Origin of the sequence: Bacteroides caecigallinarum (genome assembly GCF_016901995.1) — a bacterium.
GTDB classification, from domain to species: Bacteria; Bacteroidota; Bacteroidia; order Bacteroidales; family Bacteroidaceae; genus Phocaeicola; species Phocaeicola cellulolyticus.
The window spans coordinates 1-13,913 of the sequence record NZ_JACJLE010000072.1 but is presented as its reverse complement, the minus strand read 5'-3'; the positions used below and the strand labels follow the sequence as shown (position 1 = coordinate 13,913).

Here is a 13,913-nt window from a genome sequence, read left to right as displayed (position 1 = left end):
AGCTAAAGTAGCAACAGCTAATGCAAGCACTCCACCATCATCAGCTAAACCACCAGGTAAAACATCTGGAACAGCATCAACTGGAGAAATAAAATAACCTAAAGCACCGATTATAGCTACGACTTGTGCAGGAGTTGCAACACCTAATGCCATTGCATAATACAATTTCAATGCATTAACAACAACTCCTCTGCCAGCTTGTTTTGCATATTTTGCGATTTTTTCCCACAGTCCTTTTTCTGAATAAGAACTATTATACTTACTATTATCCATAATTAAAAACTTAAATCAATATCAATATTCATTAAAAGAATGCCAATAGTAACCACATTTATGGCATTTACACTTTCTTACATTAGTTTTTATATTTTCAGCACCATATTTTATTAAGCCTGCAACTCCACGACTAGCCAATGACGCCAATTTCCCTGGATTACCAAAATTTTCTGTAATACGACTCGCTACTTTAAATCCCCAATAACCAGTCTGTAGTGTCCCTTTAACAGCTTCCATTCCAAATGATGCCACACCTGAATCTTTTATTGTAATATTGCTACTACCACACTTAGGACAAATCATAACATGAAATTTTAAATATTAAGAATTTTTATTATATATCACCTACCACCCTGATAAAAATATTTTATTCTATTTTGCACCTTAAAGATTACCTTTTGCCATATATTTATTGCAATAATATATATGATTAAATATATGTTTACTTGAAGCAATCACCCAATCTTCTCCACATCCAAATAAACCATACTAAGTGCCCCAGCCTTCTTTATATCAACCCCATAGATACGATTGAAAGCATCCACCACAGGCTGACCACCATTTGTTGAAACCGGATTACTGAATGAATTTGAAACTACATCTACTGACATTCCTTTCTCAAGACGGATTCCATTGGAGACCTTCGACTGCTTTACTGTAATTCTGAAAAGTGGCATAAATACCTCCTTCGTTATTAGAAAATGCCCGCAATCCCCAGAAAAGGCATTATGTTTTCATTAGTATAAAAAAGAAAGGCGTGAGGACTTGTCCGCTTTAAACATCAAAATCGGGCATCGCCAAACGCCTCGTAGAAATGAATAAAGAAACAATCAACCCACGCCGTTTGTGATATGTAAAAACAGTGTACAACATTGGCTGTACACAAATACATATACAAAACAGATGAGCGTCATATTGTCTCTATCCCTCTACTAAAATTTGGCGATTTCGATTTTAGGATAAAGCAAAAAACGCTTTCTTATGTAAACACCAGACCATTTCTCCGGTCGGTGTATTGCAAAGATACATTTTTTGTTCAATATGACGCTCTTTTTATGGGTTTAATCTTTGCAAAGCTTTTGCAATTGTTTTGCAAACTCTTTTCAAACACTATTTGAATACCATTTAAACACTGTTTAAACACCATTTAAAGAATGGATACTTAACCAAAAAACATATTCTTTATTCATATCAGTAATATTTCTAAACCATAATTATGAAGTGTTTTTCCGCTTATAAGTCCTCCGAATTCAGCATTACACAAAAACAAAAAAGGCGTGAGGACTTGTTTTCACTCATCAAGAAACAGGCATCGCCAAACACCCTACAAGCAACAAGCGAAAACAGTAATCCCACGCCGTATGGTTATACAAACGGATACAGCATTGGCTGTACACGAGTATATACAATACAGATGAGCGTCATGTTCTCCTATCCTGCTTGTTGCTGAAATTGGCGATTTCGTTTCTTAGGATAAAAGCTAAAAACGCACTATTTATTACAAAGATACGTTTTTTATAATACACGACACCTGTTCGTGGGATTTTTTTGTTACCTTTACACTAAAGGCAATACAAATTTAAAGTTCTCGGATTTTATCATATAAAATATCTTTGTGTAAAAAAAGGAAAATGTATTTTTGTATCAGAACTATTGATTATTGATACAAAACAGTCAGAAATCTTATATTTTGATGCGATTAAAAGTCTTAGAGTTAAGATTAATCCTTCAAACATCCTATAGGTACAACATAAACTCCATCAGTTCTTTTATAAGCAAAATCGCCTACACCCGTCAGTACCATACAAAAAGAAGGAGCTTTCATTCGTGAAGTATCTATAATATTTGAAAGAGCTTTTAAAGTCTTTGCGCCATCCTCTATCAGTTTTTCTCCTCCTAATTTTATTTCAATAAGACCATAAGAACCATTACGCAGATGTACTACAGCATCACACTCCAATCCATTCTTGTCTCTATAATGGTAAACAGATCCATCCAAAGCATCGGCATAGACACGAAGGTCTCTGATACACATCGTTTCAAAAAACAACCCGAACGTATTCAAATCGTTAATCAAATCATTAGGACCAAGACCAAGAGCGGCAACACCCACTGAAGGATCAACATAATATCTCGTGTCCGATGTGCGAACAGCGGTTTTACTTCTCAAATTAGGATTCCATGCCGGCATATCTTCAATCACAAATATTTTACGCAATGCAGTAAGATATGACCCAACAGTCTCATCGCTGACGTTTTCCGGTTCGTTTGTCGATATATCAGAAAGAATAGTAGCTATACTCGCTTGAGAGCCTTGATGTCTGGCGTATGAACGCATAATCCTTTTTGCACGTTCCGCATCACGTCTCACGTTGTCCACACGTGATATGTCGCTGTTTGTTATGGCTTTATAATATTCTGTCGCCTGCAATAGTGCTGCCTTTTCTGTTTTCTTCTGTATCGCTTTTGGCCATCCACCACGACAAACAACAAATGCAAGCATAGGCAATGTAAGTTTATTCAATGCCCCTATAGTGTCAGGAGCAAGGAACAAGTCTCTCAAACTTACTCCACCTGTAGATTCTCCTGATTCCCACAGACTCATAGGACGCATTGTGAGCCATCCGTATCTCCCCGTTCCGGTATGATGAATATCTTTTGCATCGACAGGTACAGCAGAACCGGTAAGCATAAACTGACCATCTTCACCCCTATGGTCAACTTCAAAGCGTATAGCATCCCAAAACTGGGGTACTTCCTGCCATTCATCAATCAGGCGAGGGGTTTCTCCTTCAAGTAAAAGTCGTATATTGGTCTGTGCCATCTGTTTGTATTGTCCTTGTCTATTTGGGTCATCCATATATATAACACTTTTGGCTTGTTGTTCAGCCGTAGTCGTTTTACCACATGCTTTAGGACCTTCAATTAAAACAGCTCCCATAGCATCTAATTTATCACGAAGTAATTGATCTGCTATACGTTTTCTATATTCCATAAAATTAGTTTTCCACAAAGTTAATTTATTTATTTGTAAATCAATACTTTTCAAACAATTATTTGGCAATTTGGAGGATTTTTGTTTGGAAATTTGGCTTGTTTACGTTTGGAAATTTGGACAATTAAGATACTATTCTACCTTGCTTAATGCAATTTACAAGATTATTTATTACCTTTACATCAAATGTGATACAATATATATGGACACGAATAAAGAACTTCTTACATATCTCATCGACAACAGGGTTTTCGAATCTTCGGCCTCCGCACTTGCAAGCCGCCTCGGATATAAAGGAAGGATGGCTTTCTCAAGACTGAAAGAAGGGAACATCCGGACTTCTACAGTGGACAATATCATTGATGATATCTGCACTCATTTCGATTTGGATTATTCAGACCTGATTGACATCACTGAGATGTTCAGGATAGGCAGGATTCTATATGATGCAATAAAGGATGGAAATGTTTATGATGATAATACTTTTAGCCCGGACAGGATTCTGACAGACTTCGTGACTAGTGACTTCAAAGATTATCCTGAAGATTTCGGTCCTTACATACCGCAGCTAGACGAACTATACAGGGACAGACCCTACGTGTACTTCGGCACAGTGATGGTGCTGTATATAAAAATGAAAAAGATTGATCCGTATGCAGGAAACACAGTACAATTCCACAATCTGCTGAAAGAACACACCTCGCACATTTGTTCCGTCCTCAAACTACACATTCCAGAAAATGCTATAGGACATTCCACTTCATTGGCATATCTTTCGGATAATATTATCAAAAATGTTCCCCAGTGCATTTGGGGACTTATGGTGAACAATATTCATGTTTTGAGATATTTTGCCGACCCGGATTATATAAACAGTATTCTTGAACTTGGAGCAGCCTTCGCCGAATGGGAGGATTTCAGCTACTGGCATGAAAGTGATGTGGCTTATTTCAAAGGGGAAAAGCTTTGGACTCTATTCTTCCGTGAGTCTAACTCACCACTGCACGGCATGTATATCGGTCAGACTTTCGAAGCCGGAAAAGATAACAAGACTTTCATTCCGAAAGAAAACTTCTCACTGATATTCTGGAACAAAGAAAATGATGATGATGAATTTACCACTATTCAGGCATGCAACATTATTAATTCAGCCGCCGAAGACTATACCGTGTATTACGGGCTGTATAAATACGACGACGTCAGCAATGAGATAATAATTAAATGGAACAACGAGAATGAGAATTTCCTGAATATACCGTCAAGGCTCAAAAGAATTACGAGAGAGAAACCCGCAGAAAGGGATGAGCAGGTTTGGTGGAACATTATCCGCAAATTCGAAGACAATGATTCTCTGAAAATATTTACAGAAACCCTACTAAACAGGCTTAACACGGAATATCTTGACGATGACTACAACATTCAGGACGTGACCATCAGCCGCAAGTTCTTTACTCTTACTATTAAGACAACCGACGGAATAAAGGAATATTCAATCCCGATTGACACATATCCTTTCCTGAAAAACTTAAAGGTATTCGATGAGGTCACTATCAAGAAAGATACGCGCACTGAAGAACTATTCGTTAGCTGGTCATGGGAGGGATATGAGATACCTCTGAACGAATTCAATACAGAAATCAGTTCAGTAACCTAAAACGGTCACTGAACTAAAATCAATATTTTATCATAAATCTTTCTCCCTGCACATGATGAAGAAATAATCCAACATAAACCGACCATTCTTCCTAACCAGCTCTTTACCGTATTCCAGTCCTTTAGTGCTATTCAAAGCTGCATCCTTCAGGTAGCCTCTATCAAGAAGTTCGCACGCTGTTTCATATGGTATCAATTGTCTATTTGTCAAGAAATTAAATGCATTCTTTTCTGCCTTTTCCTTATTATAATATGGATTGTCAGGCGAAGCGATACATTCACAATAGTTACGCACAACAGATATTCCTTGTTTAAGAGTAACACACAACAGCAATACGTCATTTCCTGTATCAGGAATTTTCAGTCCTTGAGTTATTTTATATTTCATCCTATTATGAATGAAATCGCTCATCTCTTCTTTTCCTCTCAGAAATACAAAGTGTTTTCCTTCTGTTGCCGCAAGGAAGTCATCGTATGCTGCCTTTTTGTTAGCATTCGAGAATTCATTCTTAATGTCATCAAGTTCCGGAAAATCTTTAATGCTATAGATATTCATAATACCATTGTGTTGCCAATACTTTCCAAACTTGAACAGAATTGATGTAACTACAGTATCACCCGGAATCAGCTTTGGAGCGTTAAGTTCAATAGAATCTTTTATTACTTTATAAGTATCCTCCTTGTCTGAAACCTCTTTGAACAAATAATAATCTTCTGTCTCGTCCGTCACCAAATATAATGCTTCCATCCTGCTGTCCACGTTCATATATGGTGCATCTACAGGATTCACAGTCTGTTCCTCAAGAAGAAGTTTCAGATATTCAGGAGCAGTAATGGCAAGAAGAGGTGTTCTTCCCGACAACACAGAATTTATCTTAAAGGAATATATCATCAAATCCATCGTGCGTGCATCAAGGTCCTCACGTTTCTCTAATTCCTCCATATACTCGGAAAGGCTATCCAAATAACATTCATAACAGCCCATGTTGATATATGAATTAAAATAGAACCACTCCACTTTACTTCTGTATTCCATAAAATCATCCTCAGTCAAATAAGAGAAATCAAAGAAATCCTGAAGCCTTTCATTCACTGGGGCTGTCTCGAACTCCTCGTCAAAGATATCGTATATTTCATTTGCCAATGCCAGAATACCGGTGTTTTCCGGATTATAGATTTTCTTCCCTATTTTATCTCTCTGAAAGCAATGCCAAAGAATGAAGCGTACATCTTCCACGTTTATCTCGTCTGGATAATAATCTTCGCCCGGTTCATAGAAAGGCAATCGGCTGCCATACCGTTTTTCGCACTGCGAAGTGAACACCTGCCAGACACCGGTCTGCGAAATGATATCTTCGAACCATCCGACAAGAAATATCGCCGTATCTTCGTAAATCTCGTCTTCAGGCTCAATTTCCCCTTCCATTATATCATAATCATATAGTACGTCAATTATTCTGTTTACCAATCTACAGTAATAATTATCTGTAGCACCTGTTTTAGTATATGGATGCATAGACACCCATTCTTTAGGATAAATTTTTCTCATTTTATTAATTACACTTTAAATCAAATTAAACTCTTTGTGAACTGGCCATTGGCATGATATGAGATGCCATTGGGTAAAATCAAAACAAACATCTGATCGTTATCACTATTTTTTGTCTTAACCATGATTATACAAATACATTTACTTGTACATGAATAAAATTTATTGTAACACATAAATAGGCATCCGCATTGTACCGATATTCTTCAGCATACCTTCTTCAACAAGCAACTTTAATGTCCTTATTGATTTGGACTTATTGAAACCTGTCAGCTTCTCGAAATCAGGACGTCGCAGGATCTGATTATCTGTAAAATATTTTTCAATCTTTTCAGTAATTTCAGAAAGGTTCATTTTACTGGAATGACGACCGCTGTTTTTCATATGTACGAATTCCACGTTAGATAATCTTCTTGACAATTCCTTATCTGGTTGAAAACGTATTCCTTTGACTTTTATATCAGAAGATGATATATTATTAAGATTTATATCGGGAGAACATTTCAGGCTAAGATTGAAATAACCTATTCCGTGCAAATAAACAGAGTAACCATTACTAAAGGCTTCAAACATTTCATCACCCAACGCTGTAAGCACAGCCTCAACGTCAGATGCCGTGACAGTACATTTTTTCTGGATACTCTCACGTAGAGTTCTTGTCGTCTCAAGTCCTTTAGTTATAACTTTAGCATGAAACTCTGGAACTTCAACACCTTCTCTTTCAGGATTTTCAAACAAATCAAACTTTATTGGCATAGTATATTATATTAGGGTTATTATTACAAATCAATAAAACATATATAACTTTAAACCGTGACACGTTCGTGTGACGACGGTTACACTAACGTGTGACTATAGTGACACCAACGTGTAACGACAGTGACACGAACGTGTGACAATAAAGATGGGAATTTTTTTGATATAAAAAAAGAAAATCCATAAAAAAAGCACCGGCACACCTGTCGGAAACGACAAGCACACCGGCGCTCCATAAATACACCTTTTATAACCTTTTATTACTTATTTCTAGCTTCTGCTATATAGCCGAGAGCTTCAGCACATTTGTCTGTTACGTAAGCCCAGTCTTCTGCTGCAACTTTATCTTTAGGGAACAACTTAGAACCCATACCTACGCAGAATACGCCAGCCTTGATCCATGCTGTAAGGTTTTCCTTAGATGGTTCTACACCACCAGTTACCATAAGCTTAGACCATGGCATTGGAGCCATCATACCCTTAACGAAGTTAGGACCGTAAACATCACCTGGGAATACCTTGCACAAGTCGCAACCAAGTTCCTGAGCGAAACCTACTTCAGAAACAGTACCGCAACCAGGAGTGTAAGCTACTAAACGACGGTTACATACCTTAGCAATTTCAGGGTTGAACAATGGGCCTACAACGAAGCAAGCACCAAGCTGAATGTAAAGAGCTGCAGTAGCAGGATCAACTACTGAACCTACACCCATTGCCATTTCTGGACATTCCTTTGCAGCGTATTTCACTACTTCAGCGAATACTTCGTGAGCAAAGTCGCCACGGTTTGTGAATTCGAATGCACGAACACCACCGTCATAGCAAGCCTTTACAACTTTCTTTGCAACTTCTGCATCTTTGTGATAGAATACAGGAACCATACCGGTTGAACCAATCTTGTTCAATACCGCAACTTTATCGAATTTTGCCATTTTGAATATTCTTTTTAAATGATTAGACTATTAACGCTGTACACGACCGCTTGCGTCACCACCTGCAAGAGCTTCAACTTCTTCAGCAGAAACAAGGTTGAAGTCGCCGTTGATAGTATGTTTCAATGCAGAAGCAGCAACTGCGAATTCAAGAGCAGCACCCTGGTTAGGCTTAGTAAGCAATCCGTGGATAATACCACCTGAGAATGAGTCACCACCACCTACACGGTCGATGATAGGATCGATGTCGTAACGTTTTGAAGTATAGAATTCTTCGCCATTGTAAATCATAGCTTTCCAACCGTTGTGAGTTGCAGAGAATGATTCGCGGAGAGTAGAGATTACATATTTGAATCCGAATTCCTTAGCCATTGCAGTGAAGATACCTTTGTAGCCTTCTGCATCTGTCTTACCGCCTTCTACGTCAGCGTCTGGTTTGAAGCCAAGGCAAAGTTCAGCATCTTCTTCGTTACCGATACATACGTCAACGTACTGCATCAAAGGACGCATGATAGACTGAGCTTTTTCCTTTGTCCAAAGTTTCTTACGGAAGTTAAGGTCAACAGAAACTGTTACACCGTGACGTTTAGCAGCCTCGCAAGCAAGTTTTGTAAGTTCGGCAGCCTTGTCAGAGATAGCAGGAGTGATACCAGACCAGTGGAACCAGTCAGCACCTTCCATGATAGCATCGAAGTCGAAATCACATGGATCAGCTTCAGCAATAGCAGAATGAGCACGGTCATAGATAACCTTACTTGGACGCATAGAAGCACCAGTTTCAAGATAGTAGATACCTACACGGTCGCCACCACGAGCGATGAAGTCTGTCTTAACACCATATTTGCGAAGTGCGTTTACAGCAGACTGTCCGATTTCGTGTTTAGGAAGTTTAGTTACGAAGTATGCATCGTGACCATAATTTGCACAGCTTACAGCTACGTTAGCTTCGCCACCACCATAAACTACATCAAATGAATCTGACTGAACGAAACGAGTATTACCCGGAGTGGATAATCTCAACATAATTTCTCCAAGTGTAACAATTTTTGCCATAATAAAATATTTTTATTGAAATAGGTTTATTTATTCTTACATATAATAAATCAAACAAATACACGCAATTGATATTGATTAAGAAATCAATTCGTGTGCGCACACAAAGGTACAACATATTTTCATAATACCAAAAAAAGTTATAATTTTGTATCGAAAAAAATTTATTTCCGTAATAATTCATCTTACGGCATATATAATAAGGTGTAAATATGAGAGAAAACAAGTCTGAAAGAATACGCATAAAGGACATAGCCATAAAGGCAGGAGTTTCTGTGGGAACAGTAGATAGAGTAATACACGGAAGATCGGGTGTATCGGAATCAAGCAAGAAAAAGGTTGAAGAAATCCTGAAACAGATGAACTACCAGCCAAACATGTATGCCAGTGCATTGGCGTCCAACAAAAAATATAATCTGGCATGTCTTCTCCCACTACACACAAATGAGGACTATTGGATAGATATTGAGGCAGGTATGGAACACGCCGTAAGTACATACAAGGACTTCAATATAAAACTGAACATCTCATATTATGACCAATATGAATCAGGAGCCTTTGCCGAAGCCGGACAGAAAATGCTTGAATCCATGCCGGACGGAGTGATTATGGCCCCAAGTTCAGAAGACGAAACTAAATCAACTGTCTTACAACTTAAAGAAAGAAACATTCCATTCATATTTCTGGATTCAAACATAAAATCACTTAATCCGCTGAGTTTCTACGGACAAAGTTCGCACAGCAGCGGATACTTTGCAGCCCGCATCCTAAGCCTTATGGCTGAGCATAACGAGCCGGTTGTGATATTCCGCCTTATATACGGAGGAAGACTTGGCTCAAACCAGCAAAGAAACCGTGAAGAAGGTTTCCGCGAATACATAAAGAACAATTGTCCTGGAATAAAGCTTTACGAATTGAACTTCTACGTAAAAAATCCGGAAAACAATGAAAAGCTAATGGAAGAGTTCTTTGCCGAACATCCTGAGATAAATTGCGGAATTACGTTCAACTCGAAAGCGTATATCATTGGCGAATACATGCAGAAAATAAACCGCAAAGGCTTCAAGCTGATGGGCTACGACCTACTGAGAAGAAACGTAAAATGCCTAAAGACGGGAACTATTGATTTCATTATAGCACAGCAGCCTACAGAGCAGGGACAAAGCTGTATAGAATGTCTGTTCGAACATCTCATTCTGAAGAAAGAAGTCAAGCCATATAACTATATGCCTATAACTCTCATATCGAAAGAAAATATTGATTTCTACCTCGACGCTCATGTCAGGACTAACAACATCTGAAATATATAATGAACTTAAACAAACTTACACCTATTATAAACAAGCCTAGCGGGGCTGCACTTATGCCTCTGGCTGTATTCCTGTGTCTCTATCTGGTAACGTCTATAATAGTGAATGACTTCTACAAGGTTCCTATTACAGTTGCATTCCTTGTAGCATCGATATATGCAGTAGCTACTACAAAAGGCCTCAGCCTGAACGACAGAATAATACAATATTCCATAGGAGCTGCCAATAAGAATATCATGATGATGATATGGATTTTCATTCTGGCAGGAGCATTTGCACAATCAGCAAAAGCTATGGGAGCCATAGACGCCACCGTAAATCTAACTCTTCATCTCCTTCCGGACAGTCTGCTGCTTGCCGGTGTGTTTCTGGCTTCGTGCTTCATTTCGTTATCTATCGGAACATCAGTGGGTACAATAGTGGCACTTACACCGGTTGCTGTGGGAATAGCCGCAAAGACAGACGTGGGAATTCCATTTATGACGGCATTGGTCATCGGAGGAGCTTTCTTTGGTGATAATCTTTCATTTATATCAGACACTACCATTGCAGCAACAAGAACGCAAGGCTGTCAGATGAGAGACAAGTTCAGAATGAATATGCTCATAGCACTGCCTGCCGCAATTCTGGTCTTTGCCTATTACATATTCTATGGGAATAATGTAGAAACCGTTGCTCCAACCGGAAGCATAGAATGGGGAAAGGTAATACCTTATATAATAGTATTGGTAACGGCAATTGCAGGAGTGAATGTAATGTTAGTCCTCCTGCTCGGAATTATATCTACAGGTATAATAGGAATGGCATACGGAGCATTCGATTTCTTCGGATGGTTCGGCTCGATGGGACAGGGAATAACAGGAATGGGCGAACTCATCATCATTACTCTTATGGCCGGAGGAATGCTTGAACTGATACGTTTCAACGGAGGAGTGGATTACATACTTCACAAACTCACCAAAAAAGTAAGCGGAAAACGAGGAGCTGAATTCAGTATTGCAGCACTGGTAAGCCTGGCAAATATGTGTACCGCAAATAACACAATAGCCATAATTACCGTAGGGCCTCTTGCTTCCGAAATAGCTGAGGAATACAAGATTGACAAGAGAAGAAGCGCCAGCATACTAGACATATTCTCATGCGTAATTCAAGGAATAATCCCTTACGGCGCACAAATGCTGATTGCGGCAGAACTGGCATCTGTTTCTCCGCTAAATATCATGGAATATCTGTACTATCCTATAGTATTGTGTATTTTTGCAATACTCAGTATCATATTGCGAATACCAAGGACTGTGTAATAAATAGGGATAAAGTAGAGCCATTTAAAAGAAAACTCGGACAAAACGAGAAAAAAGAAACATAAAAAACTTGTATAATTAAAAAATTACATCTACCTTTGCACCGCAATTAAGGATGGTTCCGTAGCTCAGCTGGATAGAGCAACGCCCTTCTAAGGCGTGGGTCCTGCGTTCGAATCGCAGCGGAATCACTTAAATGCAGAAAATATTATAAGGATGGTTCCGTAGCTCAGCTGGATAGAGCAACGCCCTTCTAAGGCGTGGGTCCTGCGTTCGAATCGCAGCGGAATCACGAAAAAAGAGAAAATCAAAAGGCATAGCCAACTGATTTTCTCTTTTTTCGTTTTAATAAACTGTAATCATTTCATATTGTCGCGTATGAATTTCTCAATCTTGTCGTATGGGATTACGCCTGCTACATTGTCATACAAATCTACATGACTCGCACCGGGAACAATGAGAAGCTCTTTATTATCACCCTTGAGTTTCTTGAAAGCATCTTCAGAGAAATAACGCGAATGTGCTTTCTCACCATGAACCAGAAGTACGGCACTCCTTATCTCACTGCTATATGTCAACAGAGGAGTATTGATGAATGATAGTGACGAAGTGACATTCCATCCGTTATTTGAGTTGAGCGAACGTGGATGATAGCCGCGTGGAGTCTTGTAGTAAGCATAGTAATCCTTGACGAATTGTGGAGCATCTTCAGGCAGCGGGTCAACCACTCCACCGGCAAGGGCATAGCTTCCGTTTTTAGCATCGATAGTACGCTGCTCGTTTAGTTTCTTGCGAAGTTCATAACGTGCGTCCTCATCCATAGAGTCGAAATATCCGTTTGCAGTTACACGGCTCATGTCGTACATGGTCACTGCCACAGTAGCCTTTATTCTGGTATCTATGGCTGCGGCATTCAAGGCAAATCCTCCCCATCCACATATACCTATTATTCCTATTCTCTCAGAATCGACATCCGGACGAGTTGTCAGATAATCCACAGCCGCACTGAAATCCTCGGTATTTATATCAGGCGATGCCACATATCGCGGCTCTCCCCCACTCTCGCCTGTGAAAGACGGATCGAAAGCTATTGTAAGGAATCCACGTTCAGCCATAGTCTGTGCATAAAGCCCGGACGACTGTTCCTTTACTGCACCGAAAGGACCGCTCACAGCCAATGCAGGCAACGGACCTTCTGCATTTTTAGGACGATACATATCTGCAACGAGAGTTATGCCGAAACGGTTCTTGAACGAAACTCGTTCTGTCACGACTTTATCGCTTGGTGCGAAAGTCTTTTTGTCTTGCGCATTTAGATTTGTCATAGCACTAATTATTAGAATTTGAACGATTAAAAGTAATTTTGTTTTCATATTATATGCATATATTTATTATATCCTTTTTATGAAACGGGCAGGTACGCCGCCTACTATAGTTCCGGCCTCAACATCCTTGGTCACCACGGCCCCGGCAGCTATCACGGCGTTGTCGCCTATTGTTACTCCCTGAAGAATAGTAGAGTTTGAACCTACCCAAACATTCTTGCCGAGAACAATCGGAGCAGGATAAGTAATGCCACGTTCTTCAGGCTGCAATCCGTGATTGAGAGTAGCGAACACCACATTATGACCTATCTGACAGCCGTCACCGATAGTTACACCTCCATGATCTTGAAAATGGCAACAGGCATTTATGAAAACATTTTCACCAACGTGTATATTCTTCCCGAAATCAGAATAGAAAGGAGGAAAAACACGCAACGATTCAGGCACCTTATATCCGAACAGTTCGGAAAGCAATTCTCTAACCTCAGACGGAGTGTGATAAGATGAGTTCAGACGGAATGTCACACGGCGCGCTTCTTCACTCATCTCACCCATAATGGCATGTATCTCATCTGTACTGAGAGCCTTGCCGGTCTTTACATAAGATAAAAATTCGTTTAAAAGCATATCTGTTATAATGTATATTATTTCATGATAAGTAACTAATCAAAATTAAGCAGCATTATGTTTAAGTTTAATTCCCAAGGTATCCCCGACAGCCGCCAATGCCCTATTGACGGTGTAAAAGAGATTGTCGCTACTT

At 39.3% G+C, this 13,913-nt stretch carries 14 protein-coding genes and 2 tRNA genes; 6 read left to right on the top strand and 10 right to left on the bottom strand.

Features of this window, described 5'->3' with window-relative positions:
* The 3 genes from H6A61_RS14160 to H6A61_RS14150 form a co-directional block, all read right to left on the bottom strand.
* A partial coding sequence (locus H6A61_RS14160; protein WP_204394506.1) for a YkvA family protein occupies positions 1-273 on the bottom strand: 273 nt, incomplete at its 3' end.
* Between the two features lie 21 nt (positions 274-294).
* Positions 295-579 (bottom strand): hypothetical protein, encoded by a 285-nt coding sequence (locus H6A61_RS14155; protein WP_204394505.1) that lies wholly within the window; start codon positions 577-579, stop codon positions 295-297.
* A 152-nt stretch (positions 580-731) separates the two neighbouring features.
* Positions 732-953: a DUF6140 family protein gene (locus H6A61_RS14150; protein ID WP_204394504.1), complete on the bottom strand. Its 222-nt coding sequence runs from the start codon at positions 951-953 to the stop codon at positions 732-734.
* Between the two features lie 539 nt (positions 954-1,492).
* Here H6A61_RS14150 and H6A61_RS14145 point away from each other — a divergent pair.
* Complete coding sequence (locus tag H6A61_RS14145; RefSeq protein WP_204394503.1) at positions 1,493-1,726, top strand: hypothetical protein; 234 nt, start codon at positions 1,493-1,495, stop codon at positions 1,724-1,726.
* A gap of 270 nt (positions 1,727-1,996) precedes the next feature.
* On the opposite strand, the gene H6A61_RS14140 is transcribed toward H6A61_RS14145, so the two are convergent.
* Positions 1,997-3,271 (bottom strand): ATP-binding protein, encoded by a 1,275-nt coding sequence (locus tag H6A61_RS14140; protein ID WP_204394501.1) that lies wholly within the window; start codon positions 3,269-3,271, stop codon positions 1,997-1,999.
* Positions 3,272-3,473: 202 nt separating this feature from the next.
* On the opposite strand from H6A61_RS14140, the gene H6A61_RS14135 reads away from it, so the two are divergent.
* Entirely contained in the window at positions 3,474-4,925 is a 1,452-nt protein-coding gene (locus H6A61_RS14135; protein ID WP_204394499.1) for a hypothetical protein, read from the top strand.
* A 30-nt stretch (positions 4,926-4,955) separates the two neighbouring features.
* Here H6A61_RS14135 and H6A61_RS14130 read toward each other — a convergent pair whose 3' ends face one another.
* From H6A61_RS14130 to H6A61_RS14115, 4 genes are all read right to left on the bottom strand, one after another.
* Positions 4,956-6,473: a DUF3843 family protein gene (locus H6A61_RS14130; RefSeq protein WP_204394498.1), complete on the bottom strand. Its 1,518-nt coding sequence runs from the start codon at positions 6,471-6,473 to the stop codon at positions 4,956-4,958.
* A 162-nt stretch (positions 6,474-6,635) separates the two neighbouring features.
* On the bottom strand, positions 6,636-7,229 hold the full coding sequence (locus H6A61_RS14125) for a hypothetical protein (RefSeq protein WP_204394497.1): 594 nt from the start codon (positions 7,227-7,229) through the stop codon (positions 6,636-6,638).
* A gap of 260 nt (positions 7,230-7,489) precedes the next feature.
* Positions 7,490-8,161 (bottom strand): bifunctional 4-hydroxy-2-oxoglutarate aldolase/2-dehydro-3-deoxy-phosphogluconate aldolase, encoded by a 672-nt coding sequence (locus H6A61_RS14120; RefSeq protein WP_154043867.1) that lies wholly within the window; start codon positions 8,159-8,161, stop codon positions 7,490-7,492.
* A gap of 30 nt (positions 8,162-8,191) precedes the next feature.
* Positions 8,192-9,214, bottom strand: a complete 1,023-nt coding sequence (locus H6A61_RS14115; RefSeq protein ID WP_239469235.1) for a sugar kinase — start codon at positions 9,212-9,214, stop codon at positions 8,192-8,194.
* A 212-nt stretch (positions 9,215-9,426) separates the two neighbouring features.
* Here H6A61_RS14115 and H6A61_RS14110 point away from each other — a divergent pair, with 212 nt between their 5' ends.
* The 4 genes from H6A61_RS14110 to H6A61_RS14095 all read left to right on the top strand — a co-directional run bounded on the left by H6A61_RS14110 (position 9,427) and on the right by H6A61_RS14095 (position 12,117).
* The gene (locus H6A61_RS14110; protein WP_204394496.1) at positions 9,427-10,515 is read left to right on the top strand and encodes a LacI family DNA-binding transcriptional regulator; all 1,089 of its coding nucleotides are present in this window, start codon (positions 9,427-9,429) and stop codon (positions 10,513-10,515) included.
* A gap of 8 nt (positions 10,516-10,523) precedes the next feature.
* Entirely contained in the window at positions 10,524-11,825 is a 1,302-nt protein-coding gene (locus H6A61_RS14105; RefSeq protein ID WP_154043870.1) for a Na+/H+ antiporter NhaC family protein, read from the top strand.
* Between the two features lie 117 nt (positions 11,826-11,942).
* Positions 11,943-12,016: transfer RNA gene (locus H6A61_RS14100), tRNA-Arg, on the top strand.
* Positions 12,017-12,043: 27 nt separating this feature from the next.
* A tRNA-Arg gene (locus H6A61_RS14095) sits at positions 12,044-12,117 on the top strand.
* Positions 12,118-12,184: 67 nt separating this feature from the next.
* On the opposite strand, the gene H6A61_RS14090 is transcribed toward H6A61_RS14095, so the two are convergent.
* Together H6A61_RS14090 and H6A61_RS14085 are read right to left on the bottom strand one after the other, a co-directional pair.
* Positions 12,185-13,150, bottom strand: a complete 966-nt coding sequence (locus tag H6A61_RS14090; RefSeq protein ID WP_235339686.1) for an alpha/beta hydrolase — start codon at positions 13,148-13,150, stop codon at positions 12,185-12,187.
* 66 nt (positions 13,151-13,216) lie between these two features.
* Entirely contained in the window at positions 13,217-13,777 is a 561-nt protein-coding gene (locus tag H6A61_RS14085; RefSeq protein WP_204394495.1) for a sugar O-acetyltransferase, read from the bottom strand.
* Positions 13,778-13,913 lie beyond the last annotated feature (136 nt).

Excerpts from the sequence above, each read along its gene's own strand:
- H6A61_RS14085 (WP_204394495.1), bottom strand. The coding sequence starts at position 13,777 with ATGCTTTTAAACGAATTTTTATCTTATGTAAAGACCGGCAAGGCTCTC.
- H6A61_RS14120 (WP_154043867.1), bottom strand. The coding sequence starts at position 8,161 with ATGGCAAAATTCGATAAAGTTGCGGTATTGAACAAGATTGGTTCAACC.
- H6A61_RS14140 (WP_204394501.1), bottom strand. The coding sequence starts at position 3,271 with ATGGAATATAGAAAACGTATAGCAGATCAATTACTTCGTGATAAATTA.
- H6A61_RS14155 (WP_204394505.1), bottom strand. The coding sequence starts at position 579 with ATGATTTGTCCTAAGTGTGGTAGTAGCAATATTACAATAAAAGATTCA.
- H6A61_RS14090 (WP_235339686.1), bottom strand. The coding sequence starts at position 13,150 with ATGACAAATCTAAATGCGCAAGACAAAAAGACTTTCGCACCAAGCGAT.
- H6A61_RS14145 (WP_204394503.1), top strand. The coding sequence starts at position 1,493 with ATGAAGTGTTTTTCCGCTTATAAGTCCTCCGAATTCAGCATTACACAA.
- H6A61_RS14135 (WP_204394499.1), top strand. The coding sequence starts at position 3,474 with ATGGACACGAATAAAGAACTTCTTACATATCTCATCGACAACAGGGTT.
- H6A61_RS14110 (WP_204394496.1), top strand. The coding sequence starts at position 9,427 with ATGAGAGAAAACAAGTCTGAAAGAATACGCATAAAGGACATAGCCATA.
- H6A61_RS14115 (WP_239469235.1), bottom strand. The coding sequence starts at position 9,214 with ATGGCAAAAATTGTTACACTTGGAGAAATTATGTTGAGATTATCCACT.
- H6A61_RS14150 (WP_204394504.1), bottom strand. The coding sequence starts at position 953 with ATGCCACTTTTCAGAATTACAGTAAAGCAGTCGAAGGTCTCCAATGGA.
- H6A61_RS14130 (WP_204394498.1), bottom strand. The coding sequence starts at position 6,473 with ATGAGAAAAATTTATCCTAAAGAATGGGTGTCTATGCATCCATATACT.
- H6A61_RS14125 (WP_204394497.1), bottom strand. The coding sequence starts at position 7,229 with ATGCCAATAAAGTTTGATTTGTTTGAAAATCCTGAAAGAGAAGGTGTT.
- H6A61_RS14105 (WP_154043870.1), top strand. The coding sequence starts at position 10,524 with ATGAACTTAAACAAACTTACACCTATTATAAACAAGCCTAGCGGGGCT.